Genomic DNA, 24,511 nt, shown 5'->3' with positions numbered 1-24,511 from the left:
CCATGGCAACGATGACCATCGCCAAGGCCCTCAACGAGGCACTGCGCAAGTCCCTGGAGACCGACCCCAAGGTCGTCCTCATGGGTGAGGACATCGGCAAGCTCGGCGGTGTCTTCCGGATCACCGACGGTCTGCACAAGGACTTCGGCGAGCAGCGGGTGATCGACACCCCGCTCGCGGAGTCCGGCATCGTCGGCACCGCGATCGGCCTGGCCCTGCGCGGCTACCGCCCCGTCGTGGAGATCCAGTTCGACGGCTTCGTCTTCCCCGCGTACGACCAGATCGTCACCCAGCTCGCCAAGATGCACGCGCGCGCCCTGGGCAAGATCAAGCTCCCGGTCGTCATTCGCATCCCCTACGGCGGTGGCATCGGCGCCGTCGAGCACCACAGCGAGTCGCCCGAGGCGTACTTCGCGCACACCGCCGGGCTCAAGGTCGTCTCCCCGTCGACCCCGCAGGACGCCTACTGGATGCTGCAGCAGGCGATCGACTCCGACGACCCGGTGATCTTCCTCGAGCCCAAGCGCCGTTACTGGGACAAGGGCGAGGTCGACACCGACGGCATCCCCGCGCCGCTGCACAAGGCCCGTACCGCCCGGGAGGGCACCGACCTCACCCTGGCCGCGTACGGCCCCATGGTGAAGGTCTGCCTGGAGGCGGCCGCCGCGGCCGCCGAGGAGGGCCGTAGCCTGGAGGTCGTGGACCTGCGGTCGCTGTCCCCGCTCGACTTCGACGCCGTCCAGGCGTCGGTGGAGAAGACCCGCCGCCTGGTCGTCGTGCACGAGGCGCCGGTGCAGCTCGGCATGGGCGCGGAGATCGCGGCCCGCATCACCGAGCGGTGCTTCTACCACCTGGAGGCCCCGGTGCTGAGGGTCGGCGGCTTCCACGCCCCGTACCCGCCGGCCCGGGTGGAGGAGGAGTACCTGCCCGGCCTGGACCGGGTGCTGGACGCCGTCGACCGATCGCTGGCGTTCTGAGGAGAGGGTTGTGACGACAGTGGCAGCACCGCAGCGCTTCCGTGAGTTCAAGATGCCGGACGTCGGCGAGGGACTCACCGAGGCCGAGATCCTCAAGTGGTACGTCAAGCCCGGCGACACCGTCACCGACGGCCAGGTGGTCTGCGAGGTGGAGACCGCCAAGGCCGCGGTCGAGCTTCCGATCCCGTTCGACGGGGTGGTGCACGAGCTGCGCTTCCCCGAGGGCGAGACCGTCGACGTCGGCACCGTGATCATCGCCGTCGACACCGGTGAGGGCGAGGGCGGCGAACCGGCCGCCGTGGCCGCACCGGAGCCGGCCGCCGCGCCGGCCCCCGCCGCGGAGCCGGCGCAGAAGCGCCAGCCCGTGCTGGTCGGCTACGGCGTCGCCGCCTCGTCGACCAAGCGCCGGGCGCGCAAGCAGCCCGCCGTGCCGGCGCAGACCGGGGCGCAGCAGGCCGTCCAGGGCGAGCTCAACGGCCACGCCCCGGCGCCGGCCGCCGCAGCCCCGGCCCCGGCGGCTCACGCCGGGTTCGCCCCCGCCGAGGTCCGCCCGCTGGCCAAGCCGCCGGTGCGCAAGCTCGCCAAGGACCTGGGCGTGGACCTGGCCGCGGTCACCCCGACCGGGCCGCAGGGCACGATCACCCGTGAGGACGTCCAGAAGGCGGCGGCCCCCACCGCCGCGCCGGTCGCCCCCGCGCAGGTCACCGCCGCCCCGGTGGCGGTACCGGCTCCCGCCCTGGCACCCGCCGCGGGCGCGCTGGAGACCCGCGTCCCGATCAAGGGCGTCCGGAAGGCGACGGCCGCGGCCATGGTCGCCAGCGCCTTCACCGCGCCGCACGTGACCGAGTTCGTCACCTTCGACATCACCCGGACCATGCGGCTCGTGCAGGAGCTCAAGACCGACCCGGCCTTCGCCGGGCTCAAGGTCAGCCCGCTCCTGCTGGTCGCCAAGGCCCTGCTGGTCGCGATCCGCCGCAACCCGGAGGTCAACGCCGCCTGGGACGAGGCCAACCAGGAGATCGTCCACAAGGGCTACGTCAACCTGGGCATCGCCGCCGCCACCCCGCGCGGGCTGATCGTCCCCAACATCAAGGACGCCCAGGGCAAGACCCTGCCCGAACTGGCGTCCGCCCTCGGTGACCTGGTCGCCACGGCCCGTGAGGGCAAGACCTCACCGGCCGACATGCAGGGCGGCACGGTCACCATCACCAACGTCGGCGTCTTCGGCATCGACACCGGCACGCCCATCCTCAACCCCGGGGAGTCCGCGATCCTCGCCTTCGGCGCGGTCAAGGAGCTGCCCTGGGTCCACAAGGGCAAGGTCAAGCCCCGCCAGGTCACCACGCTCGCGCTCTCCTTCGACCACCGCCTGGTCGACGGCGAGCTCGGCTCCAAGGTCCTCGCCGACGTCGCGGCGGTCCTGGAGTACCCCAAGCGCCTGATCACCTGGGCCTGATCGGCCCCGGGCACGGCAACGGGAAGGGCCCGGACATTTGTGCGTCCGGGCCCTTCCCGCGCGTGTCGCCCCCACCCCGGTGGCGATCTGTGACGTCATACGGCCATGGCGGTATCCATCTCCGTGGTCCTGCTCCTGATCGTGATCACGCTCATCCTGCTCCGGGCGAAGTCGCTGAAGGTCTCCCACGCGATCCTCTGCGTCCTCCTCGGCTTCTGCCTCGCCGGCTCCAGTCTCGCCCCCACCATCCACTCCGGCCTCGTCGCCACCACGGACGTCGTGAGCGACCTGCGCCCCTGAGCCCCGCACCGCCGGACCTCGCGGCGGACCCCGCCGTCCGGGGCGGGCGTCACGGGGAAGGGCCCGGGCAAGCGGCTGCCCGGGCCCTCCCGCCGTCGAACCCGCCCCCGCTACTGCGGGAACGCGGCGAGCAGCGGGATCACCCGGGCGGAGGCCGCGGTGATGCCCTTGGTGCCGCCGGGCAGCAGCACGCCCGACTGTTCGTAGCTGCCCCCGGAGGCCAGGAGGTCGGCGTCGCCGTCCCGGTCGAGGTCGCGCAGACGGATGAACCAGCCGAACCCGGAGTACTCCGTGGCATCGCCGGGGACGCCCGCGGTCTGCAGGTTGAACCACTGGGAGCCGGTACCCGTCAGACCCTTCTTGCCGCCGCGCAGGACGTGCACGCCGCCCGCGTGCTTGGCGGTGCCGATCTTCTCCCCGGGCACACCGACCGCGAGGTCCGGGTAGCCGTCGCGGTTCGTGTCACCCGCGGAGACCGTGGAGCCGAACGCGTCGCCGCCGGTGGCGCCGGTGACGACACCGGCGGTGGCCTGGGTGAGGCGGTAGCCGGTGGTGGGGCCGCTGGAGCCGCCGCGCAGCACGAAGACGGCCCCGGCGCCCTTGTTGTACGGGTGGTCGCCGACCGCGAGGTCGCCGTAGCCGTTCTTGTCGAAGTCCGCGATCACGCCCGAGGGGCCGTAGTTCGGGGACGAGGTGTTGTACGTGGTGAACTTGCCCGCCTTGACGGTGGAACCGCCGCGCAGGAACCAGGCGACCGAGGTGGCCCTGTTGTTCCGGTAGCCCTGGCCGAGGACGTACAGGTCGGTGGCGGCGTCCTTGGTGACCTTGCCGGCGACGAGCCCGGCAGGTTCGAGCATGTTGCCCGCGCCCGGGGCCGGGGTGTGGCGGGTGACCTTGCCCGTGGTGCCGGACTTGGCGAAGCCGCCCCGGTAGATGTACACGGACTCGACGTCCGTGACGGCCAGATCGATCTTGCCGTCGCCGTTGAAGTCGCCGGTCGCGAGTGAGGCGCCGAACTCGTACCCGGCGTGGGGGGACTTGAGCGGTATGCGGGTGGCGGTGGACGACAGCCCCGACTTGGAGCCCCAGACGACGGTGACCGCGCCCGCGGCGGCGCGGCTGCCCACCTTCTCGGAGCCGTCGCCGACCGCGAGGTCGGCGTACCCGTCGCGGTTGAAGTCGGCGGTCGCCAGGGAGTCGCCGAACATGTCGGCGTAGCCTCCGCTGTCGCCCGCCGTGCCGGGGATGCCGGCGCTGCTCTGGGTGAAGGTCTTGACCTTGGTTCCGGGACCGCTCGCGGTCCCGTACGTGACGGTGACCGAACCGCTGCCGCCGGTGGCGAAGTCGCGGTAGCCGTCGCCGTTGAAGTCGTCGGCGTACTTGGCGGGTGCGGCGGCTGCGGTCCCCGCCGAGACGGTGAGCAGCCCTCCGGTCAGTGCGACGGCTGCGGCCGTCGCGGCGACCAGGCGGAGGTTCTTGCGCGTGGGCATACGAGCTCCTGCTGCGTGCGGGGCCTTTCGGCGGCCCGCGCCGGTCTGGATCGGCCGTCCGGACGGGGGAGCACGACGCGGCCGAACGCTGCGGTGCCCCTGGTCGTGCCGTGGCACGAGGGACGGTCGGTACAGGAGAGACGGTCCACCACGGGAAAAGGTTGTACCGGGCCCACGGCCGTGATCGCCCCTCGCGCGGGGTGGCACCCTTGCAGCATGAACGATTCGGCCTCCGCGTCCTCCCCCAAGCCCCGCCGTGCCCGTGTCCGTGCCCCCGAGCTGGTCGGGAAGGGCGGCTGGCTCAACACCGGCGGCAAGCAGCTGGACCTTTCCGACCTGCGGGGATCGATCGTGATCCTCGATTTCTGGACCTTCTGCTGCATCAACTGCCTGCACGTCCTCGACGAGCTGCGCGAGCTGGAGGAGAAGCACCGCGACACCGTGGTGATCGTCGGCGTCCACTCGCCGAAGTTCGTGCACGAGGCGGAACACCAGTCGGTCGTGGACGCCGTGGAGCGCTACGGGGTGCACCACCCGGTGCTGGACGATCCGGAGCTGGCCACCTGGAAGCAGTACGCCGTGCGGGCGTGGCCGACGCTGACCGTGATCGACCCGGAGGGCTACGTCGTGGCCCAGCACTCCGGGGAGGGGCACGCCCACGCGCTGGAGGCGCTGGTCACCGAGCTGGAGGCGGAGCACGCGGCGAAGGGGACGCTGCGCCGCGGGGACGGGCCGTACGTGCCGCCGGAGCCGGTGGCGACGGACCTGCGGTTCCCGGGGAAGGCGCTGCGGCTGCCGTCGGGGAACCTGCTGGTGTCGGACTCGACCCGGCACCAGCTGGTGGAGATGGAGCCGGACGGGGAGACCGTCGTGCGGCGGATCGGCGGGCCGGGGGACTTGAGCGAGCCGCAGGGGCTGGCGCTGCTGCCGGACGGCACGGTGGTCGTCGCGGACACCGTGAACCACCGGCTGCGGACGTTCGACCCGGCGGGCGGGGCCCTGGAGACGGTGGCCGGCACCGGGAGGCAGTGGTGGCAGGGGTCGGCGACCTCGGGCCCGGCGCTGGGGACCGACCTGTCCTCGCCGTGGGACGTGGCGTGGTGGGACGGCAAGGTGTGGATCGCCATGGCGGGCGTCCACCAGCTGTGGACGTACGACCCGGCGGACGGGACGGTCGCCGTGGCGGCCGGGACGACGAACGAGGGGCTGGTCGACGGGCCGGCGGAGCAGGCGTGGTTCGCGCAGCCGTCGGGCCTGGCGGCGGCCGGCGAGCGGCTGTGGGTCGCGGACTCCGAGACGAGCGCGCTGCGCTGGGTGGAGCGGGCCGGTGACGGCGCGGGGTACGTGGTGCGCACCGCCGTCGGCACGGGGCTGTTCGACTTCGGTCACCGGGACGGTGCCGCGGAGCAGGCGCTGCTGCAGCATCCGCTGGGGGTGACCGCGCTGCCGGACGGGTCGGTCGCGGTCAGCGACACGTACAACCACGCGCTGCGCCGCTTCGATCCGGCGACCGGTGAGGTCGGCACGCTCGCGACGGACCTGCGGGAGCCGTCGGGCGCGGTGGTGGACGGCGCGGAGATCGTGGTGGTGGAGTCCGCCCGTCACCGGCTGACGCGGCTGCGCCTGCCGGAGGAGGCGGCGCGGGTCGAGGGTGCGGCGCACCGTACGCAGCGGCCCGCGACGGACGTGGCGCCGGGGCCGCTGCGGCTGGACGTGGTGTTCTCCGCCCCGGCCGGCCAGAAGCTCGACGAGCGCTACGGCCCCTCGACGCGGCTGCTGGTCAGCGCGACGCCGCCGGAGCTGCTGCTGGAGGGGGCCGGCAAGGGCACGGACCTCTTCCGGGACGTCGTCCTGAACGGGGACGTCGGCGAGGGGGTGCTCCACGTGTCGGCGATGGCCGCGTCGTGCGACGACGACCCGGACAACGAGTTCCCGGCCTGCCACGTGCACCAGCAGGACTGGGGTGTCCCCGTCCGGCTGACGGCCGAGGGGGACACCCGGCTCGCCCTGGTGCTCGCGGGGATGGACGCCTGACGCCCCCGCACGTCCGTCACACGTGCGGGTAGTTGCGGGCGCGCTCGTCCATCACCGGCATCGGTTCCACGACCCGGCGCTTCTTGAAGATGCTGACGTACGCGGCCAGGCCGATGACGCCGACCGCCATCATGATCAGTCCGACCAGGTCAAGGTTGACCCCCGCCATGTGCCAGTCGGTCGCGAAGGTGAGGATGGCCCCCACCGCGATCAGACCGATGCAACCGCCGATGCCCATGATGTCCGCCTCCGAACTGGGTTGGCACTACGGACTCGTAGAACCCGTGTACCCCGGGGCGGACGTCTCATGACCGGTCCCCGCCGGTGAAGTCCGCTCCCGGCGGGCGGACTTCACCGTCGGGGCCCGCGGATCAGCCCTCCAGGAACGCCTTCAGGGCGCTGGCCAGCAGGTACGGGTCGTCGGCGCCGCACAGTTCGCGCGCGGAGTGCATCGAGAGGATCGGCACGCCGACGTCCACGGTCGTGATGCCGTGCCGGGCGGCGGTGATGGGGCCGATGGTGGTGCCGCAGGGCATGGCGTTGTTGGAGACGAAGGCCTGCCAGGGCACGCCGGCCCGCTCGCAGGCGGCGGCGAAGATGCCGCGGCCGGTGCCGTCGGTGGCGTAGCGCTGGCTGACGTTGACCTTGAGGATCGGGCCGCCGTTGGGCATCGGGCGGTGCGTCGGGTCGTGCTTCTCCGCGTAGTTGGGGTGGACGGCGTGGCCGGTGTCGGAGGAGGCGCACACGGTGCCGGCGAAGGCGCGGGCGCGGTCCTCGTAGCTGCCGCCGCGGGCGAAGACGGAGCGCTCCAGGACGTTGCCGAGCAGCGGGCCGACGGCGCCGGTGTCGGACTCGCTGCCGGTCTCCTCGTGGTCGAAGGCGGCCAGCACGGGGATGTACGGCAGGTCGGCCCCGGCGACGGCCGCCAGGGCGGCGGTGCCGGCGTGCACGGAGAGCAGGTTGTCGAGCCGGCCCGCGGCCAGGAACTCGCGGTCGCGGCCGAGGTAGGCGGGCGGCTGGACGTCGTGGGTCATCAGGTCCCAGCCGACGACGTCGGCGGCGGCCACGCCGCTCTCCTCCGCGAGGAACGCGATCAGGGCGCCCTCGTCGACCTCGCCGAGGCCCCAGACGGGCTGCATGTGGCGCTGCTTGTCGAGCTTGAGGCCCTCGGTGTTGACGGCGCGGTCGAGGTGGACGGCGAGCTGCGGCACCCGCAGCAGCGGCCGGTCGACGTGGACCAGCGTCGTCGTGCCGTCGCGCAGCACCAGCCGGCCGGACAGGCCCAGGTCGCGGTCGAGCCAGGTGTTGAGGAGGGCGCCGCCGTAGATCTCGACGGCGATCTGGCGCCACCCGAAGGAGCCCGAGTCGGGACGGGGCTTGACGCGCAGGTTGGTGGAGTCGGTGTGGGCGCCGACCACCCGGTAGGGGGTGGCGGGTCCGGCCCCCTCGGGCACGTACCAGGCGATGATCGCGCCACCCCGCAGCACGTACTTGCCGCCCGCCCCGGCGCCCCACGCCTCGGTCTCGGCCACCTGCTGGAATCCGGCCTTCTCCAGGCGCTCGGCGGCGCTCGCGACCGCGTGGTACTGGGACGGGCTGGCGGTGAGGAAGGCTGCGAGGTCGTCGGTGTGGCCGCGGCCGAAGTGGGGCTGAGGGTTCATGCTTCAAGCATAAGGAGGCGCGACGGCCCGCTCCTCGTGGGAGGAGCGGGCCGTCGTTGCCGTATCGGTCCCGGCCGGAACCGGTCAGGACCGGGTCAGAACGCCTCTTCCGGCAGGTCCATGACGTCGAGGGTGACGCCGTCGGCGACGGACCGCGCGACGGAGACCTGCGGCAGGATTTCGGCGGCGAAGTGCTTCGCGGCGGCGATCTTGCCGGTGTAGAAGGCGGTGTCCTTGGCGGAGGCGCCGGCGGCCAGCTTCCCGGCGGCGACGGCGGCGCCCTTGAGCAGCAGGTAGCCGACGACGACGTCGCCGGAGGCGAGCAGCAGGCGGGTGGTGTTCAGGCCCACCTTGTAGATGGACTTCACGTCCTGCTCGGTGGCGGCGAGGTCGGTGAGCATCTTGCCGACGATGGCCTCCAGGTCCACGGCGGCCTTGGCGAGCTGCTCGCGGGCGGCGGCCAGCTCGTCGCCACCGGTGGCCTCGGCGAGGAACTTCTTGATCTCCTCGGAGAGGGTGGTCAGCGCGGCGCCCTGGTTGCGGACGATCTTCCGGAAGAAGTAGTCCTGGCCCTGGATCGCCGTGGTGCCCTCGTAGAGGGTGTCGATCTTGGCGTCGCGGATGTACTGCTCGATCGGGTACTCCTGCAGGAAGCCGGAGCCGCCGAAGATCTGCAGGGACTGGGCGAGCTGCTCGTAGCCCTTCTCGGAGCCGTAGCCCTTGACGATCGGCAGGAGCAGGTCGTTGAGCGCCTCGAGGGCCTTGGCCTCCTCGCCGGCCGCCTCGGCGACGGCGATCGCGTCCTGGACGGAGGCGGTGTGGAGGACCAGGGCGCGCATGCCCTCGGCGTAGGCCTTCTGCGTCAGCAGGGAGCGGCGCACGTCGGGGTGGTGGGTGATGGTGACCTTGGGCGCGCTCTTGTCCATGAACTGCGCGAGGTCCGGGCCCTGCACGCGCTCCTTGGCGTACTCCAGCGCGTTGAGGTAGCCGGTGGAGAGGGTGGAGATCGCCTTCGTGCCGACCATCATGCGGGCGAACTCGATGATGCGGAACATCTGGCGGATGCCGTCGTGCTTGTCGCCGATGAGCCAGCCCTTGGCGGGGTGCTGGTCGCCGAAGGTCATCTCGCAGGTGTTGGAGGCCTTCAGGCCCATCTTGTGCTCGACGTTCGTGGCGTAGACGCCGTTGCGCTCGCCCAGCTCGCCGGTCTCGAAGTCGAAGAGGTACTTCGGGACGAGGAAGAGGGACAGGCCCTTGGTGCCGGGGCCGGCGCCCTCGGGGCGGGCGAGGACGTAGTGGAGGATGTTCTCCTCCATGTCGTGCTCGCCGGAGGTGATGAAGCGCTTCACGCCCTCGATGTGCCAGGAGCCGTCCTCCTGCTCGACGGCCTTCGTGCGGCCGGCGCCCACGTCCGATCCTGCGTCCGGCTCGGTGAGGACCATCGTGGAGCCCCAGGTCTTCTCGACCGCGATCCCGGCGATCTTCTTCTGGACCTCGTTGCCCTCCTCGAAGAGGATGCGGGCGAAGGCCGGGCCGGAGGAGTACATCCATATCGCCGGGTTGGAGCCGAGGATCAGCTCCGCGTACGACCAGATCAGGGACGGCGGGGCGGTGGTGCCGCCGATGCCCTCCGGCAGGCCCAGGCGCCAGTACTCGGAGTCCATGAAGGTCTTGTAGCTCTTCTTGAAGGAGTCCGGCACGGGGGCGGTGTTGGTCTCCGGGTCGAAGACCGGCGGGTTGCGGTCGGCGTCGGCGAAGGAGTCGGCGAGCTCGTTCTCCGCGAGGCGTGCGACCTCGGACAGGATGTCCTTGGCGGTCTCGACGTCCATCTCGGCGAACGGGCCGGTCCCGTACAGCTTGTCGCGTCCGAGGACCTCGAAGAGGTTGAACTCGATGTCGCGAAGGTTTGACTTGTAGTGGCCCATGGCGACGGCTCCGTCGGGGTCGGTCGGACGGCGGGAAGGGTTCGCAGTCCTCGCAGCTTTATCACTTACCAGTCGGTAATGATGCTACCCGCGGGTAATAAAAACAACCCCTATCCGGCCGGATGTGACGGAGGGCCTTCGACTTCTGGAGGAACGTCCGGCTCATGGCGCCGGAGTTCGTCCAGGGCCCCGAAGGCGGCGGCCGCGATCGGCACCGCCAGCAGCATCCCGAGGATGCCCGCCAGGCTCGCCCCCGCGGTGATCGCCAGCAGCACCAGCGCGGGGTGCATGTGCACCGTGCGGCTCTGCACGATCGGCTGCAGTACGTGCCCCTCCAGCACCTGCACCGCCAGCACCACCCCCAGGGCCCACACGCCGATCACCCACCCCCGGTCGGCGAGGGCGACGAGCACCGCCACCGCGCCGGAGATGAACGCCCCCAGGTACGGGATGTAGGCGCCGATGAAGACCAGCGCGGCCAGGCCCGGCGCCCCCGGCACCCGCAGGATCAGCAGGCCGATGCCGATGAGCGTGGCGTCGATCAGCGCGATCACCGTCGTGCCCCGCATGAAGCCCTGGACCGCCGCGAAGGCGCGGTGGGCGATCCGCTCCAGCAGGGGACCGGTGCCGCGCGGGGCGGCCTCGCGCAGCAGCACGGGGAACCGGGCGCCGTCGCGCAGGAAGAAGAAGGTCAGCAGCAGCGCCAGCACGGCGGTCGCGATGAGCTGTCCCACGATGCTGATGCCGGACACCACCCCGGAGGCGGCGCGGGCGCCGTACTTGGTGGCGAAGGACTTGAGGCTGTCGATGGTGTCGTTCAGCGAGGTCCCCGACGCGCCCAGGCGTGGCAGCAGTTTCCGGGCCGCGTCCTTGAGCGAGGCCACGATCTCGTCCCCGGTCTCCACCAGGCTGTGGACGACCACGAACCCCGCGGCCGCGACGAAGACCACCAGCGCCACGCAGGTCAGCGCCGCCGCCGCAGACCGCTGCACCTTGACGGCCCGCAGCCGCCGGTACAGCGGGCCCAGCAGGGCGCTGCCCAGCAGGGCCAGCAGGACGGGCGTGACGACCGCCGCGAAGGTGACGACCAGCCAGACGACGAGCGCGCCCACACCGGCCACCAGCAGCACGACGCCGCACCACGCGGCCGTCCGTCGCGCGGAGGCCGGCAGAAGGGGCGCGTCCACCCGGCCAGCCGATCACGGCCCCGGCCGTGTCCGCATGCCGGAAAGGGCGAACGGGTGGACCTTCCCGGTCGGATACGATATTGACGGTCCGTAGAGGAAATCCTCACCCACAGTAGCGACTTGGGAGCAGCCGGCAATGGCTCGACACCTCATCACCAGCGCCCTTCCGTACATCAACGGGATCAAGCACCTGGGCAACATGGTGGGGTCCATGCTCCCGGCCGACGTCTACTCCCGGTACCTGCGCCAGCGCGGCCACGAGGTGCTCTACATCTGCGCCACCGACGAGCACGGCACCCCGGCCGAGCTCGCAGCGCAGGAGGCCGGCCTGCCGGTCGACGCGTTCTGCGCGCAGCAGCACGACGCGCAGAAGGCGGTCTACGACGGCTTCGCGCTCTCCTTCGACTACTTCGGCCGCAGTTCCTCGCAGCAGAACCGCGAGATCACCCAGGCCATCGCGCGGGAGCTGAAGGAGAACGGCTTCATCGAGGAGCGCGCCATCCGCCAGGTCTACTCCCTGGACGACGAGCGCTTCCTGCCCGACCGCTACATCGTCGGCACCTGCCCGCACTGCGGCTACGACAAGGCACGCGGCGACCAGTGCGAGAACTGCACCCGTGTGCTGGACCCGACCGACCTGATCGAGCCGCGCTCCGCGATCAGCGGCAGCAGCCGGCTGGAGGTCCGCGAGACCAAGCACCTCTTCCTGCTGCAGTCCAAGCTCTCCCACGAGGTCGAGGCCTGGGTCGACGAGCACGGCAAGGACTGGCCGACGCTCGCCTCCTCCATCGCCCGCAAGTGGCTGACCGAGGGCCTGCAGGACCGCGCCATCACCCGCGACCTCGACTGGGGCGTGCCGGTGCCGGCCGACACCTGGCCGGACCTGGCGGCCGAGGGCAAGGTCTTCTACGTCTGGTTCGACGCGCCGATCGAGTACATCGGCGCCACCAAGGAGTGGTCGGACGCCGCGGGCGACGGCGAGACCCGCGACTGGCGCTCCTGGTGGTACGACGTCGACACCGACGTGCGCTACACCGAGTTCATGGCCAAGGACAACGTCCCCTTCCACACGGTGATGTTCCCGGCGACCCTGCTGGGCACCCGCGACAAGTGGAAGAAGGTCGACTACGTCAAGGCCTTCAACTGGCTGACCTACTACGGCGGCAAGTTCTCCACCTCGCAGCGGCGCGGCATCTTCACCGACGCCGCCCTGGAGATCCTGCCCGCCGACTACTGGCGCTACTTCCTGATCGCGAACGCGCCGGAGTCCGACGACACCTCCTTCACCTGGGAGCACTTCGCGGCCTCGGTCAACAAGGACCTCGCCGACACCCTCGGCAACTTCGTCAACCGCGTGCTGTCCTTCTCCCGCAAGCGCTTCGGCGACGAGGTGCCCGCGGGCAGGGAGGCCGGGGAGGCCGAGGAGCGCCTGGGCGCGCAGATCGCCGAGCTCCTCGCCGAGTACGAGCGGCACATGGAGGACCTGCAGTTCCGCAAGGCCGCGCAGGCGCTGCGCGCCCTGTGGAGCGCCGGAAACTCCTACCTGGAGGAGAAGGCCCCCTGGCTGGAGATCAAGACGGACGCCGACGGCGCCGCCCTGACCCTGCGCACCGCGATGAACCTGATCCACCTCTACGCGGTCGTCTCCGAGCCCTTCATCCCGGCCACGGCCGCCGCCATGCGCGGTGCCTTCGCCCTGACGGACGACACCGCGGCCTGGGTCACCCCCGAGGAGGCCCGCGCGCTGGCCGCCGTCCCGGCCGGGAGGGCCTTCACCGTCCCGCCGGTGCTCTTCGCGAAGATCACCGAGGAGGACCTGGACGCCTACCGCGAGCGCTTCGGCGGGGAGCCGGAGGCGGTCTGATGCCGACCACGGTCAGGGACAGGTCCCCGCTGGTGCTGATCCTGGCGGTGGGCCTGACCCTGGTGCTGGTGGTGGCCGGGGTGATCCTCGCGGTCTCGCTGACCGGCTCGGGCGACCGCCGCTCCGGTGCCGCCCCGGGCCGGGACGGGGCGTGCCGCGGCAGCAACGTCACGCTGGCGGAGGCCGCCGGGCGCTTCGGCCTGCGACTGCCCGACGACCCGCAGGACGTGCACTACCTCGCGCAGGGCGGCGGGCTGTCCGGCGCGCACGACCTCGAACTGAGCTTCCGCACCACCGCCACAGGCCTGGAGCGGTTCCTGTCCGCCTCCGGCTTCGGCGCGCTCGGCCCCGACGTGCAGGCCCTGCGGGTCGGCGAGCCCCCCGCCGACCCCTGCCGCCGCGCCGCCGGTGGCCTCACGCACGCCCGCTACGCCGGCGACCACGTGCCAGCCGGCGCGGACCACGGCGCCTACAGCCGCGGTGTCGCCGTCGACGACAGCGACCCGGCCCACCCGGTGGTCGCCCTTGTCGCCCTGGACGGCTGAGCGTCCGGCCGCGCGCCGCCTCCTTCGGCGGACGCACGAAGGGGCCCGTACCGACCGAGCACGCCGGAGGGCCCGGAACCGTACGGTTCCGGGCCCTCCGGCGTCACGGCGTGGTGCGGGCCGTCAGGCCTTCTTCTCCGGCGGCAGCCGCAGCGCGAGGTGGAGCTCCTTCAGCCGCGCCTCGTCGACCGTGCTCGGAGCGCCCATCAGGAGGTCCTGGGCGTTCTGGTTGAGCGGGAAGGCGATGGTCTCGCGGATGTTGGGCTCGTCCGCGAGCAGCATGACCATGCGGTCGACGCCCGGGGCGATGCCGCCGTGCGGCGGGGCGCCGAAGTGGAAGGCGCGGAGCATGCCGCCGAACTCGTGCTCGACGGTGTCGCGGTCGTAGCCGGCGATCTCGAAGGCCTTGTACATGATCGCGGGCTCGTGGTTCCGGATGGCGCCGGAGGACAGCTCGACACCGTTGCAGACGATGTCGTACTGCCAGGCGAGGATGTCCAGCGGGTCCTTGGTCTCCAGCGCCTCCAGGCCGCCCTGCGGCATGGAGAACGGGTTGTGGGAGAACTCGACCTGGCCGGTGTCCTCGTTCTTCTCGAACATCGGGAAGTCGACGATCCAGCAGAAGCGGAAGACGTCCTCCTCGAACTGGCCGGCCCGCTTCGCGGCCTCGACCCGGACGGCGCCCATGATCTTGGAGACCTCGTCGAACTCGCCCGCGCCGAAGAAGACCGCGTGGCCGGGCTTGGCGTCGACGGCGGCGAGCAGCGCCTTGACGTCGTCCTCGGTGAGGAACTTGGCGATCGGGCCGGTGAGGGTGAGGTCGTCGCCGACCCGGACCCAGGCCAGGCCCTTGGCGCCCTGCTCGACGGCGTAGTCGCCGAGGTTGTCGAAGAACTTGCGCGGCTGCTCGGCGGTGTCCGGCACCGGCAGGGCGCGGACGTGCTTGCCGGCGAAGGCCTTGAAGCCGGAGTCCGCGAAGACCGACGAGACGTCGACCAGCTCCAGGCGGGCGCGCAGGTCCGGCTTGTCGTTGCCGTACTTGACCATCGACTCGCGGAACGGGATCCGCGGGAAGGGCGAGGTCACGTGGCGGCCGCCGCCGAACTCCTCGAAGAGGTCGGTCATGACCTTCTCGATGACCCCGAAGACGTCCTCCTGCTCGACGAAGCTCATCTCGACGTCGAGCTGGTAGAACTCGCCGGGCGAGCGGTCGGCGCGGCTGTCCTCGTCGCGGAAGCAGGGCGCGATCTGGAAGTAGCGGTCGAAGCCCGCGATCATCAGCAGCTGCTTGAACTGCTGCGGGGCCTGCGGCAGCGCGTAGAACGTGCCGGGGTGCACGCGGGAGGGCACGAGGAAGTCGCGGGCGCCCTCGGGCGAGGTCGCGGAGAGGATGGGGGTGGCCAGCTCGTTGAAGCCCAGCGCCGTCATCTCGCGGCGCAGGAAGCTGATCACCTGGGTGCGCAGCATGATGTTGCGGTGCATGCGGGCGCGGCGCAGGTCGAGGAAGCGGTTGGTGAGCCGCATCTCCTCGTTCGCGTTGTCCTCCGGGAAGACCGGGAACGGCAGCTGGTCGGCGGCGCCGAGCACCTCCAGCTCGGTGACCTCGACCTCGACCTCGCCGGTGGGCAGGTCGGGGTTGACGTTCTCCCCCGAACGGGCGACGACGCGTCCGTCGACGCGGAGCACCGACTCCTTGGACTGGTGGCTCAGGGCCTCGTACGCGGGCGAGCCCGGACGGGCGACGAGCTGGACCACCCCGTAGTGGTCCCGGAGATCGACGAACAGGATGCCGCCCAGATCCCGGCGATTGTGCAGCCAACCACTCAGGCGCACTTCCGCGTCTACGTCGGTGGCGCGCAGCTCACCGCAGGTGTGGGACCGGTACCGATGCATCGTTCATCCAAGTCGTCTGATTTCGGGGATGAGGCCTCCCCAGTCTACGGGGGTACGCGCGCCCGACCCCATTCGTATGAAAGCCGCGGAAAACCATAAACTATGCGAATGCGCATCGAGGACGTGCTGGCCGCGCTGGGCACGGGCGTCTGGCGCTGGGACAGCGCCACCGACATGGTGGAGCTCGACGCCGTGAGCGCCGGGCTGATAGGGCTTCCGCCCCAGCCGCAGAAGGTCCATTCGGGGGTGACCCGGGCCCGTTACCACGCCTCCGACTACGTGGACATGGCGGCGGCGGTCGCCCTGGCGATAGCCGAGGGCACCGCGTCGGAGTCGCTGCTGCGCGTGGTCCGGGAGGACGGACGGGTCGTCCGCACGGTGGTGGTGCGCGCCTTCGGGCTCCCCTCCGCAGGCGGCCGGCCGGAGGAGGTCGCCGGCACGCTGCAGGAGGCCCCCGCGGTGCACGGCCTCCCGGGCGCGGGCACCGGCACCCGCCCCACCGCGGCGGCACCCGCCGCCCCCGCGGACTGGCGGCGGTCCCGCGAGGCCTTCCTGCTGGACGCGGGCCGGGCGCTGGCGGAGGCGGACAGCACCGAGGAGGTGCTCCGCGTGGCCGCCCACCTGTCCATGCCGGGCTTCTCCCCCGACCGCCTCGCCGTCTTCGGCGTCCAGGGCGACCGGCTCCGCGCCATCGGGTTCCACGGGCAGCGGCCGGGCGACGAGGTGCCCTTCCTGGACATGCCGCTCCGCACGGAGTACCCGGCGGCGGTCGTGGTGCGCACCGGCCGTGCGGTCTACCTGCCGAGCCCGCAGGCGTACGAGGAACGCTTCCCCGCCACGTGGCCGCTGGTGCGGGACTTCGGGCGGTCGTCCTGGGCGTACCTGCCGCTGGTCCACGCGGGCCGCACGATCGGCGCGTGGATGGCGGCCTTCCGGGAACGCGTCGCCTTCACCCCGGACGAGCGGTCGGTGCTGACCACCGTCGCCCGGATGCTCGCCCAGGCGCTGTCCCGGGCGCATCTGCACGAGTCCGAGCGGGAGCTCTCCGACGGGCTGCAGCGCGCGATGCTGCCGGGGCGGCGGCCGCAGGTCGAGGGGATGACGCTGACCGCCCGCTACGTGCCGACCGGCGGCGGGCTGCAGGTGGGCGGCGACTGGTACGACGTGATCGACCTGCCGTCGGGGCGCACCGCCCTGGTCGTCGGCGACGTGCAGGGCCACGACGTCCGCGCGGCGGGGGTGATGGGGCAACTGCGCATCGCGCTGCGCGCGTACGCCGCCGAGGGGCACCGCCCGGACGCCGTGATGTCCCGGACCTCCCGCTTCCTGGCCGGGCTCACCCAGTGTTCCGCGGACGGGGAGGACGGCCGCTTCGCCACCTGCCTCTACCTGGAGGTCGATCCGGTCAGCGGCACCCTGGACGTCGTACGGGCGGGGCACCTGGACCCGGTCGTCCGGCTCGCGGACGGCACGACGATCATCCGGCGCACGGCCGGCGGCCTCCCCCTGGGGATCGCCCCGGACTCCGACTACCCGACCACGCGGCTCACCCTGGAGCCCGGCGAGACGATGCTCATCTGCACGGACGGGCTGGTCGAGACCGGCGGCCACGACCTGGGCACGGGGTGGCGGCGGCTGCGCTCGGTGCTGGAGGACGCGGTCGACGACGGGCTGGAGGCGCTCGCCGACACCCTGGTCGAGGCGGTGCACGGCCCGGCCTCGCACCATCTGACCGGCCCGTTCGCCGACCGCCGGGAGGACGACATCGCGCTGCTGCTGGTGCGCCGCGACCCCGTCGGGACGCTCCGCGACGTCCCGGTGCGGCGCAGCGTGCTCACCGTCGCCCAGACCGACCCCCGGCAGCTGCGGGCGGCCCGGGAGGAGGTCCGCGCGCTGCTGCACGACTGGACGTCCGGGGACCAGGTCGACGCGGCCGTGCTGCTGGTGTCGGAGCTGGTCACCAATGTGCTGCTGCACACGGACGACGACGCGGTGCTGGGCGCGCAGCTGCTCGGCGTGCCGGGTGTCCGGCGGCTGCGGGTCGACGTGACCGACCGCAGCGACGACATGCCGCACCGCCGCACCCCGGGCGAGATGGCCGCCTCCGGACGCGGACTGCTGCTCCTGCAGGAGATGGCGGACGCCTGGGGCGTGGATCCGCTCGGCGACGGCAAGGCGATCTGGTTCGAACTCCATGAGGCTCCCGTGCCGGGCTAGCGGCCCGATACGCTGTGTGCCGTGTACGGCTACGACCAGAACGGGATGGCAGGGGCGGCGCCGCCGATGGGCGGGGCGCCGATGGGCGCGGGCTACCCCGAGCCGTCACCGCCCTCGCTGGCGGACGCGGTGCGCGCGTTCACCACGGGCTCGATGTCGGCGGAGGACTTCCAGGCGGTCTTCGCCACGTCCAAGGTCTACTGCCCGCGCGGCGACAACCCCGGATTCCTGGCGCTGCACGACACGCAGCAGCCGGTGATCCCCATGTTCTCCTCGCTGAAGCAGCTGCGCCGCTACGCAGGCAAGGAGTCCAAGTACTTCGTGATCACGGGTGCCGAGGTGCTGGACCTGCTGCCGACCGGCTACGGCTTCGTGCTGGACATGGAGGGCGAGCACCGGATGGTGTTCGACGCGAAGGCGGTCGAGCAGATGGTGGAGTTCACCATGCGGCGGATGTACGGCTGATCCGGCCCTCACCCCACGTAAACCGGACAAAGGCCGGGGAACGGTTGCGGGAAGTTCAGCGTTCAACTATGTTGAACGTTGAACAATCCGAGGAGGATCCTGGCCATGCCTGCAGTGACCGTCGAGAACCCGTTGACCCTGCCGCGCGTCCACGCCCCCGCCGACGCGGTGCAGCGGCGTGCGCTGCAGGTGACCACCGCCCCGAGCGGCTTCGAGGGGGAGGGCTTCCCCGTCCGCCGTGCCTTCGCGGGCATCGACTACAAGAACCTCGACCCGTTCATCATGATGGACCAGATGGGTGAGGTGGAGTACGCGCCCGGCGAGCCCAAGGGCACGCCCTGGCACCCGCACCGCGGCTTCGAGACCGTCACCTACATCATGGACGGCGCGTTCATCCACCAGGACTCCCACGGCGGCGGCGGCACCATCACCGATGGTGACACGCAGTGGATGACGGCCGGCAGTGGCCTGCTCCACATCGAGACGCCGCCGGAGGAGCTGGTCATGACCGGCGGCCTGTTCCACGGCCTGCAGCTGTGGGTCAACCTGCCCGCCAGGGACAAGATGATCGCGCCGAAGTACCAGGACATCCGCGGCGGCAGCGTCAAGCTGCTGGCGTCCGAGGACGGCGGCGCGCTCATCCGGATCATCGCCGGCGACATCGACGGCCACCAGGGCCCGGGCGCCACGCACACCCCGATCACCATGCTGCACGTCTCGGTGAACCCGGGCGCCCAGCTCACGCTGCCCTGGCGCGCGGACTTCAACGCCCTGGCGTACGGCCTGGCCGGCCGCGGCACCGCGGGCCCGGAGAACCGGCCCTTCCGCATGGGTCAGGCGGTGGTCTTCGGGCGAGGCGATTCCCTTACGATCCGCGCCGACGGGTCCCAGGAATCGCGCAGCCCCAACTTCGAGGTCGTCCTTCTGGGCGGGCTGCCGATTCGTGAGCCGATGATGCAGTACGGCCCGTTCGTGATGAACACCCACGCCGAACTCGCCCAGGCCTTCGACGACTTCAAGGCCGGCAAGCTCGGCACCGTTCCCGCCGGTCAGGAGTGACGGCGGCGGCCGCGGTGCCTCGTGCATTAAACGGCCCCGCCCGGGAATCCGATTCCCGGGCGGGGCCGTCGCATACGGTGGGAGCAATTCCGGCGGACGGTTCGTTGGCCCTTCATTGGCCGCTGCATTCACCCTGAGTGACTGCACGTGCACCTGCACGTGCAGATGCACGTGACACCGTCTCTGGCTATCATCTCCCCTGTCCTGCACGGCACTTACCTGGAGAGAAGCATGCGCCACACGTACAACGGCATGGCAGCGTCCGATCTCCACGGACTGGTGTGGCAGAAGAGCCGGCACAGCAATGCGAACGGTCAGTGCGTGGAGCTGGCCGCGCTTCCGGACGGGGACGTGGCCGTGCGCAATTCACGTTTTCCGGACGGACCGGCGCTGATATATACGAAGGAAGAGATTGAATCCCTCATCGTGGGGATGAAGAACGGGGAGTTCGATCATTTCGTGGCGAACTGACGACGGTCGTCCCCGTTACGGCTCAATGTGACGGGCCGTCGTTCTGTCCGGGCATACGGAAGAGCGCCCAGACGACTTTCCCCATGCCGGTGAGGGGATGCCAGCCCCAGGTCTCGCTGAAGGACTCCACCAGATGCAGCCCGCGCCCGGACTCGGCGACGAAGTCCGGGGCCTTGGCGACGGGTCCGTGGCTGCTGGGGTCCCGCACCGCGCACACTACGCGCGTTGACCATCTGACCAGGCTGAGCCGGACGCACCCGTGGGCCGCGTCCTCGGGGACCGCGTAGCGCAGGGCGTTGGTCACCAGTTCCGAGGCGACCAGTTCGATGCCGTCCTGGAGTTCTTCCAAGCGCCAGGCGTGCAGGGTCGTCCGCGCGAATCTTCGTGCGTCGCCGACCGCCTCGTAACGCGGCGGCAGCGGGCAGGAGGTGGCACTCGACGACGAAAGGCGCTCCGGAACCAGCCCGTCCCATAAAGGCTGCACCCCGGCCGAGCTCTCAGTCCACATGCGCACCACCCGGTATCGGCACGTACGCAATCGTCCCGTACGGCCTGCGGCCGATGCAAGGGGCGGATGCACGTGCATTTGCATGGCACGAGGCAGATGGGCCGGGAGTGACGATCGAGAGTGACCGATCGAGTACTGAACGCAGCGCGAAGGTGGCAGACTGCTGGATGCCACGGGGAGAAGGTAGGCGCAAATGACCACAGTGCAGTCGGGAAGCGGATCGATGGTGCGCCGCATCCTCCTGGGCTCGCAGCTGCGCAGGCTGCGCGAAGCGCAGGGCATCACCCGTGAGGCCGCGGGCTACTCGATCCGCGCGTCCGAGTCGAAGATCAGCCGCATGGAGCTCGGGCGCGTGAGCTTCAAGGAGCGCGACGTGGCCGACCTGCTCACCCTCTACGGCATCACGGACGACGGCGAGCGCACGGCCCTGCTCGGCCTGGTGCGCGAGGCGAACGTCGCCGGCTGGTGGCACGGCTTCGGCGACGTCCTGCCCGCGTGGTTCCAGACGTACGTGGGCCTGGAGGAGTCCGCCTCGGTCATCCGCTCCTTCGAGACGCAGTTCGTGCACGGCCTGCTCCAGGCCGACGACTACAGCCGCGCCGTCATCGAGCTGGGCCACCCGGGCGCCCCCGCCGACGAGGTGGAGCGCCGGCTGGACCTGCGGCACAAGCGGCAGAAGCTGCTGACCTCGGAGCTCGCCCCGGAGATCGTGGCCGTGATGGACGAGTCCGTGGTGCTCCGCAGGTTCGGCGGGCGGGAGGTGATGCGGGCCCAGCTGGTGCACCTCATCGAGGCCTCGCAGCAGCCGAACGTGACGGTGCAGCTGCTGCCGCTGGAGTTCACGGGGTACTCCGCGGGCGCCAGCGGTACCTTCACCCAGCTGACCTTCCCGGAGTCCGACGTCCCGGACGTCGTGTACGTGGAGCAGCTCACCGGGGCGATGTACATCGACAAGCGCGAGGAGGTCGACCAGTACCGCGTCGTCATGGCGAAGCTGCGCGCCGACAGCCTCTCCCCGGACGCCACCCGGGACCGGCTGAACGCCGTCCTCCGCGCCCTCTGAGTGCACCCGGCGGCGACGCCGGGTACCGCTCTCCTCCCCTGTGAACAGGGGTTTTGCAGCTTTTCACAGGTCTCACTCGATCGAGTGAAGTGGACCTTGACGCATTGGTCGGCTCATCGGCCCGGTGATCTTATGCTCCGGTGAGCCCGTACCTGCGTACCCACACGATCGACGGGTGCGTCGTGGTGGAACTCAGCGGGGAGATCGACATCGTCGCGGCGATGGAGATCATTCCGCTGCTCGACGCGCTGACCCGCGCCCCGGGCCCCGGTCTCATCGTCGACCTGGACCCCGTCGACTTCATCGACTGCTCGGGACTCGCCGTCCTGTGCCGGCTGCGGAGCCGGGTCCACGGCCACGGCGGGCAGGTGCAGTTCGTCTGCGCCCGCCCCCCGACCCTCAGGATCCTGCGCGCCACCGGGCTGATGAGGGCCTTCCGCCCGGTGCCGAGCGTGGACGAGGCGCTCGCCCGGATCGGGCGGTGGTGACCGCCCCGTCCACACGGCCCCGGGTCAGTCCGAGCAGACGGCCGTGACGAACTCGGCGACCCGTTCCTGCGGCAGGTGGCGGGCCACGTCGGCCTCGCTGATCATGCCGATGAGACGGTGTGCGGGATGGTCGATCACCGGCAGCCGGCGCACCCGGTACTCCTCCATCAGTTCCAGCACCCGGTCGATCTGCTCGTCCCCCTCGATGATCTGCGGCCGGCCCATGGCCAGCTCGCCGCAGGAGACCTCGGACGGGTCGCGTCCCTCGGCGACGCACTTCAGCACGATGTCCCGGTCGGTGACGATGCCGACCAGCACGTCGTCGTCCCCGCAGATCGGCAGCGCGCCGATGTCCTGCTCACGCATGATCCGGGCCGCGTCGGCGAGGCTCTCCCGCTCCCCGACGCACATGGCGCCGGGATGCATGATGTCCAGTGCGGTGGTCATGACGGCGCCTCCTTGTGACAGGGACCGTTTTCCTTTCGCTCCATCGTCACCCTGGTGGAGTAGTTCCGCGATAGGGAGCACGCTGGAAGGAGACACCGGGACCGGGACCGCTGGAGGTGTTCCGTCATGCAGACCCTCGTCGGATGGCACATCGAGATGGACTTCCGGGAGGACGGCGCGAGGACGAAGGCCGCCGCGCTGCTCCGCCTTCCGGACGGCACGGAGGTCAGGTCGCACGGCCACGCCAACCGGCACCCCTCCGACCCGGACCAGGAACGGGTCGGCGAGGAACTCGCGGCGGCCAGGGCGCTCAACGACCTCGCGCGTCAGCTCCTCGGCAAGGCCGCGCACGAGATCGAGGAGGTCACGCACGTGCCCGCGCATCCCAGGATCTGAGCCCGCGGGGCCCTCACAGCCAGCCGCGCCGTTTGAAGACCAGGTAGAGGCTGACGCAGACCACGCCCATGAGCAGGATCGCGAAGGGGTACCCGAGCAGCCAGTGCAGCTCGGGCATGTGGTCGAAGTTCATGCCGTAGATGGTGCCGACGAGCGTGGGCGCGAAGAGGATGGCGGCCCAGGCGGAGATCTTCTTGATCTCCTCGTTCTGCTCGAAGCCGGCCTCCGCCAGCGCCCGCATCTCGGCGTTCTGCTGCTGCGCCACCAGGGTCGCGTTGAGGGTGAGCAGGTCGCCGAGCGCCTGCCGGAAGCCGTCCACGCGTTCGATGGTGTGCGTGACGTGGTCGGCGACGTCGCGCAGGTAGCGCTGCAGCTCCTCGTCCGTCCCGTACTTCACGAAGCCCGCCTGCAGGCCGTCCAGCATGGGGATGAGCGGGCGGGTGGCGCGCTGGAACTCCAGCACCTCCTGGGAGAGCTCGTAGATCCGGCGGGAGACCTGGGGGTCGCCGCCGAAGACCTGGATCTCGCTCTCCTCCATGTCCTTCTCGACCCCCGCGACGACCGGTGCGTAGCCGTCGACGACCGTGTCGAGTATCGCGTAGAGCACCGCCTCCGGGCCGAGCGTCAGCAGCTCGGGGTTGCTCTCCATGCGGCGCCGCACGGCGGACAGGTCGGGGGCCGCACCGTGGCGGACGGTCAGGACGAAGCCGGGGCCGACGAAGATGTGCAGCTCGGCGAAGTCGACCTCCTCCGGGGCGTCCAGGTAGCGGGCGGCGCGGAGCACGACGAAGAGGGTCTCCCCGTACCGCTCCAGCTTGGGGCGCTGGTGGGCCTGGATGGCGTCCTCCAGGGCCAGCGGGTGCAGGTCGAACTCCTTCGCCAGCGAGACCAGCTCGGCCTCGCTCGGCCGGTAGAGCCCGATCCAGGCCATCGCGCCGGGCTCGGCGCGCAGCTGCGTGTACGCCTCGGCGAGGGAGGAGGGCGTCGCGATGCGCCGGCCGTCCCGGTACAGGGCCGCGTCCATCACGCTGCTCACGGCGGCGGCCGCGGGGCCCGCGATCCGCGGCTCCAGGGGGCCCTCCCCCTCGCCGGACGGCGGCGCGGAGGCCTGGGCGGGACGGGCCGACCTCGCCGTCCTGGCCCTCTCCTTCGCCGAGTTCCTCAGTGCGCGCAGGGCACGCAGTCGACGCCCGGACACCGGCAGCACCCCCTCTTTCGGGCCTTCCGAGCAGGGTAGCCCGAGCCCGCCGGGGAAACGGCCGCACCGCACCCGGTCCCCGGCGCCGCCGCGCTCAGGCGTCCCGGCCCCGGTCCTCTTCCCCGCCGCCGCGCCCGTACGCGTCCAGGATCCGGCCGATCGTGCGGTCGAACCAGGCGTCCATGTCGACCGCAGGGCCAGCGTTCGCCAGCGCCGCGGCCAGGCGCGGGTACGCGCCCCCGCCGACCCGGTCCGTCAGATACGCCAGGCGCGCGGCCTGTTCCTCCAGCGGCGTCCACGGCAGGGCCCGGCTGCGCTCCTGGGTGGCCACCTCATTGCCCACGTACGTCATGACGGTGCCGTGGACCACCGCGAGCAGCTCCATCTTGGTGGCGTCGTCCTCGTCCAGGCCCTCCAGGGCGGCGAGGCAGTGCTCCAGGTAGCGCAGGCCGTTGGGGCTGAAGCCGTGGACGGAGGTGTACAGCCGCGGCACCCACGGGTGGCGGCGCAGCAGGTCGCGGCCGGCCCGGGCCAGGGCCATCAGGTCCGCGCGCCAGTCGCCGGAGGGTTCCTCGGGGAGCTCGTACTCGCCGGTGACGGCGTCGACCATCAACTCGTGCAGGTCCTCCTTGCGGGGCACGTAGTTGTAGAGCGACATCGTGCCCGCGCCGACCTCGGCCGCCACGCGCCGCATCGACACCGCGTCGATGCCCTCGGCGTCGGCGATCCGCACCGCGGCCGCGGCGATCTCGGCGCGGCTGTGGGCGGGCCGCGGGCCCCTGGCCGCCCGTTCCGGACGGGTCCAGATCACCTCGGGGGCGGCGGGTCGCCCGGTGCTGGCTGGCATCGATCATCACCTCGTCCACC

The 24,511-nt window shown here is 71.4% G+C and carries 23 protein-coding genes; 13 read left to right on the top strand and 10 right to left on the bottom strand.

Annotated elements, in window-relative coordinates; genetic code table 11:
- The first annotated feature begins 2 nt into the window (after positions 1-2).
- The 3 genes from AC1VWI_RS22530 to AC1VWI_RS22520 all read left to right on the top strand — a co-directional run bounded on the left by AC1VWI_RS22530 (position 3) and on the right by AC1VWI_RS22520 (position 2,733).
- Positions 3-977 carry an alpha-ketoacid dehydrogenase subunit beta gene (locus AC1VWI_RS22530; RefSeq protein ID WP_499512829.1) on the top strand — a complete coding sequence of 325 codons (975 nt, stop codon included), beginning with the start codon at positions 3-5 and terminating at the stop codon, positions 975-977.
- Between the two features lie 52 nt (positions 978-1,029).
- Positions 1,030-2,433, top strand: a complete 1,404-nt coding sequence (locus AC1VWI_RS22525; protein ID WP_499516886.1) for a dihydrolipoamide acetyltransferase family protein — start codon at positions 1,030-1,032, stop codon at positions 2,431-2,433.
- A gap of 105 nt (positions 2,434-2,538) precedes the next feature.
- Positions 2,539-2,733, top strand: coding sequence for a hypothetical protein (locus tag AC1VWI_RS22520; RefSeq protein ID WP_499512828.1), 195 nt, complete (start codon positions 2,539-2,541; stop codon positions 2,731-2,733).
- Between the two features lie 110 nt (positions 2,734-2,843).
- Here AC1VWI_RS22520 and AC1VWI_RS22515 read toward each other — a convergent pair whose 3' ends face one another.
- Positions 2,844-4,223, bottom strand: coding sequence for an FG-GAP and VCBS repeat-containing protein (locus AC1VWI_RS22515; protein WP_499512827.1), 1,380 nt, complete (start codon positions 4,221-4,223; stop codon positions 2,844-2,846).
- A 216-nt stretch (positions 4,224-4,439) separates the two neighbouring features.
- Here AC1VWI_RS22515 and AC1VWI_RS22510 point away from each other — a divergent pair, with 216 nt between their 5' ends.
- The gene (locus AC1VWI_RS22510) at positions 4,440-6,257 is read left to right on the top strand and encodes an NHL domain-containing thioredoxin family protein (RefSeq protein WP_499512826.1); all 1,818 of its coding nucleotides are present in this window, start codon (positions 4,440-4,442) and stop codon (positions 6,255-6,257) included.
- 16 nt (positions 6,258-6,273) lie between these two features.
- On the opposite strand, the gene AC1VWI_RS22505 is transcribed toward AC1VWI_RS22510, so the two are convergent.
- The 4 genes from AC1VWI_RS22505 to AC1VWI_RS22490 form a co-directional block, all read right to left on the bottom strand.
- Positions 6,274-6,495 (bottom strand): hypothetical protein, encoded by a 222-nt coding sequence (locus tag AC1VWI_RS22505; protein ID WP_499512825.1) that lies wholly within the window; start codon positions 6,493-6,495, stop codon positions 6,274-6,276.
- Positions 6,496-6,628: 133 nt separating this feature from the next.
- Entirely contained in the window at positions 6,629-7,918 is a 1,290-nt protein-coding gene (locus AC1VWI_RS22500; RefSeq protein ID WP_499512824.1) for a M18 family aminopeptidase, read from the bottom strand.
- Between the two features lie 95 nt (positions 7,919-8,013).
- Positions 8,014-9,843, bottom strand: a complete 1,830-nt coding sequence (locus tag AC1VWI_RS22495; protein WP_499512823.1) for an acyl-CoA dehydrogenase — start codon at positions 9,841-9,843, stop codon at positions 8,014-8,016.
- Between the two features lie 110 nt (positions 9,844-9,953).
- Positions 9,954-11,030 (bottom strand): AI-2E family transporter, encoded by a 1,077-nt coding sequence (locus tag AC1VWI_RS22490; RefSeq protein ID WP_499512822.1) that lies wholly within the window; start codon positions 11,028-11,030, stop codon positions 9,954-9,956.
- 136 nt (positions 11,031-11,166) lie between these two features.
- Between AC1VWI_RS22490 and metG the strand changes: the two genes are divergently transcribed.
- Both metG and AC1VWI_RS22480 read left to right on the top strand, forming a co-directional pair.
- On the top strand, positions 11,167-12,894 hold the full coding sequence (metG, locus tag AC1VWI_RS22485) for a methionine--tRNA ligase (RefSeq protein WP_499512821.1): 1,728 nt from the start codon (positions 11,167-11,169) through the stop codon (positions 12,892-12,894).
- Positions 12,894-13,439: a hypothetical protein gene (locus tag AC1VWI_RS22480; protein ID WP_499512820.1), complete on the top strand. Its 546-nt coding sequence runs from the start codon at positions 12,894-12,896 to the stop codon at positions 13,437-13,439. The genes metG and AC1VWI_RS22480 overlap by 1 nt, the downstream gene beginning before the upstream one ends.
- Positions 13,440-13,562: 123 nt before the next feature.
- Here the strand turns inward: AC1VWI_RS22480 and aspS are convergent, their stop codons facing one another.
- Positions 13,563-15,332, bottom strand: a complete 1,770-nt coding sequence (aspS, locus tag AC1VWI_RS22475; protein ID WP_499512819.1) for an aspartate--tRNA ligase — start codon at positions 15,330-15,332, stop codon at positions 13,563-13,565.
- Between the two features lie 108 nt (positions 15,333-15,440).
- Here aspS and AC1VWI_RS22470 point away from each other — a divergent pair, with 108 nt between their 5' ends.
- From AC1VWI_RS22470 to AC1VWI_RS22455, 4 genes are all read left to right on the top strand, one after another.
- Positions 15,441-17,549, top strand: coding sequence for an ATP-binding SpoIIE family protein phosphatase (locus tag AC1VWI_RS22470; protein ID WP_499512818.1), 2,109 nt, complete (start codon positions 15,441-15,443; stop codon positions 17,547-17,549).
- Between the two features lie 21 nt (positions 17,550-17,570).
- Entirely contained in the window at positions 17,571-18,014 is a 444-nt protein-coding gene (locus AC1VWI_RS22465) for an SseB family protein (protein WP_499512817.1), read from the top strand.
- A gap of 105 nt (positions 18,015-18,119) precedes the next feature.
- Entirely contained in the window at positions 18,120-19,073 is a 954-nt protein-coding gene (locus AC1VWI_RS22460; RefSeq protein ID WP_499512816.1) for a pirin family protein, read from the top strand.
- Between the two features lie 231 nt (positions 19,074-19,304).
- Positions 19,305-19,544, top strand: coding sequence for a DUF397 domain-containing protein (locus tag AC1VWI_RS22455; protein WP_499512815.1), 240 nt, complete (start codon positions 19,305-19,307; stop codon positions 19,542-19,544).
- 22 nt (positions 19,545-19,566) lie between these two features.
- On the opposite strand, the gene AC1VWI_RS22450 is transcribed toward AC1VWI_RS22455, so the two are convergent.
- Entirely contained in the window at positions 19,567-20,052 is a 486-nt protein-coding gene (locus AC1VWI_RS22450; protein ID WP_499512814.1) for an ATP-binding protein, read from the bottom strand.
- Between the two features lie 193 nt (positions 20,053-20,245).
- Between AC1VWI_RS22450 and AC1VWI_RS22445 the strand changes: the two genes are divergently transcribed.
- Both AC1VWI_RS22445 and AC1VWI_RS22440 read left to right on the top strand, forming a co-directional pair.
- Positions 20,246-21,115 carry a Sco1979 family transcriptional regulator gene (locus AC1VWI_RS22445; protein ID WP_499512813.1) on the top strand — a complete coding sequence of 290 codons (870 nt, stop codon included), beginning with the start codon at positions 20,246-20,248 and terminating at the stop codon, positions 21,113-21,115.
- A 140-nt stretch (positions 21,116-21,255) separates the two neighbouring features.
- The gene (locus tag AC1VWI_RS22440) at positions 21,256-21,603 is read left to right on the top strand and encodes an anti-sigma factor antagonist (RefSeq protein ID WP_499512812.1); all 348 of its coding nucleotides are present in this window, start codon (positions 21,256-21,258) and stop codon (positions 21,601-21,603) included.
- A gap of 24 nt (positions 21,604-21,627) precedes the next feature.
- Here AC1VWI_RS22440 and AC1VWI_RS22435 read toward each other — a convergent pair whose 3' ends face one another.
- On the bottom strand, positions 21,628-22,050 hold the full coding sequence (locus AC1VWI_RS22435; RefSeq protein ID WP_499512811.1) for a CBS domain-containing protein: 423 nt from the start codon (positions 22,048-22,050) through the stop codon (positions 21,628-21,630).
- 126 nt (positions 22,051-22,176) lie between these two features.
- Here AC1VWI_RS22435 and AC1VWI_RS22430 point away from each other — a divergent pair, with 126 nt between their 5' ends.
- Positions 22,177-22,446 (top strand): DUF1876 domain-containing protein, encoded by a 270-nt coding sequence (locus AC1VWI_RS22430; protein ID WP_499512810.1) that lies wholly within the window; start codon positions 22,177-22,179, stop codon positions 22,444-22,446.
- Between the two features lie 13 nt (positions 22,447-22,459).
- Here AC1VWI_RS22430 and AC1VWI_RS22425 read toward each other — a convergent pair whose 3' ends face one another.
- Positions 22,460-23,644: a magnesium and cobalt transport protein CorA gene (locus AC1VWI_RS22425; protein ID WP_499512809.1), complete on the bottom strand. Its 1,185-nt coding sequence runs from the start codon at positions 23,642-23,644 to the stop codon at positions 22,460-22,462.
- Positions 23,645-23,738: 94 nt separating this feature from the next.
- Positions 23,739-24,491, bottom strand: coding sequence for a TetR/AcrR family transcriptional regulator (locus AC1VWI_RS22420; protein ID WP_499512808.1), 753 nt, complete (start codon positions 24,489-24,491; stop codon positions 23,739-23,741).
- Positions 24,492-24,511 lie beyond the last annotated feature (20 nt).

The sequence above is a fragment of the Streptomyces sp. TOM-9 genome, assembly GCF_056858595.1.
Note: the sequence above shows the minus strand (reverse complement) of the source record. Positions and strands in the feature narration are given on the sequence as shown.

Bases quoted from the DNA above. Each gene is read 5' to 3' on its own strand.
- AC1VWI_RS22525 (WP_499516886.1), top strand. From the start codon at position 1,030: ATGCCGGACGTCGGCGAGGGACTCACCGAGGCCGAGATCCTCAAGTGG.
- AC1VWI_RS22470 (WP_499512818.1), top strand. From the start codon at position 15,441: ATGCGCATCGAGGACGTGCTGGCCGCGCTGGGCACGGGCGTCTGGCGC.
- AC1VWI_RS22480 (WP_499512820.1), top strand. From the start codon at position 12,894: ATGCCGACCACGGTCAGGGACAGGTCCCCGCTGGTGCTGATCCTGGCG.
- AC1VWI_RS22515 (WP_499512827.1), bottom strand. From the start codon at position 4,223: ATGCCCACGCGCAAGAACCTCCGCCTGGTCGCCGCGACGGCCGCAGCC.
- AC1VWI_RS22430 (WP_499512810.1), top strand. From the start codon at position 22,177: ATGCAGACCCTCGTCGGATGGCACATCGAGATGGACTTCCGGGAGGAC.
- AC1VWI_RS22500 (WP_499512824.1), bottom strand. From the start codon at position 7,918: ATGAACCCTCAGCCCCACTTCGGCCGCGGCCACACCGACGACCTCGCA.
- AC1VWI_RS22505 (WP_499512825.1), bottom strand. From the start codon at position 6,495: ATGGGCATCGGCGGTTGCATCGGTCTGATCGCGGTGGGGGCCATCCTC.
- aspS (WP_499512819.1), bottom strand. From the start codon at position 15,332: ATGCATCGGTACCGGTCCCACACCTGCGGTGAGCTGCGCGCCACCGAC.
- AC1VWI_RS22510 (WP_499512826.1), top strand. From the start codon at position 4,440: ATGAACGATTCGGCCTCCGCGTCCTCCCCCAAGCCCCGCCGTGCCCGT.
- AC1VWI_RS22450 (WP_499512814.1), bottom strand. From the start codon at position 20,052: ATGTGGACTGAGAGCTCGGCCGGGGTGCAGCCTTTATGGGACGGGCTG.
- AC1VWI_RS22520 (WP_499512828.1), top strand. From the start codon at position 2,539: ATGGCGGTATCCATCTCCGTGGTCCTGCTCCTGATCGTGATCACGCTC.
- AC1VWI_RS22445 (WP_499512813.1), top strand. From the start codon at position 20,246: ATGACCACAGTGCAGTCGGGAAGCGGATCGATGGTGCGCCGCATCCTC.
- AC1VWI_RS22435 (WP_499512811.1), bottom strand. From the start codon at position 22,050: ATGACCACCGCACTGGACATCATGCATCCCGGCGCCATGTGCGTCGGG.
- metG (WP_499512821.1), top strand. From the start codon at position 11,167: ATGGCTCGACACCTCATCACCAGCGCCCTTCCGTACATCAACGGGATC.
- AC1VWI_RS22455 (WP_499512815.1), top strand. From the start codon at position 19,305: ATGCGCCACACGTACAACGGCATGGCAGCGTCCGATCTCCACGGACTG.
- AC1VWI_RS22530 (WP_499512829.1), top strand. From the start codon at position 3: ATGGCAACGATGACCATCGCCAAGGCCCTCAACGAGGCACTGCGCAAG.
- AC1VWI_RS22495 (WP_499512823.1), bottom strand. From the start codon at position 9,843: ATGGGCCACTACAAGTCAAACCTTCGCGACATCGAGTTCAACCTCTTC.
- AC1VWI_RS22420 (WP_499512808.1), bottom strand. From the start codon at position 24,491: ATGCCAGCCAGCACCGGGCGACCCGCCGCCCCCGAGGTGATCTGGACC.
- AC1VWI_RS22460 (WP_499512816.1), top strand. From the start codon at position 18,120: ATGCCTGCAGTGACCGTCGAGAACCCGTTGACCCTGCCGCGCGTCCAC.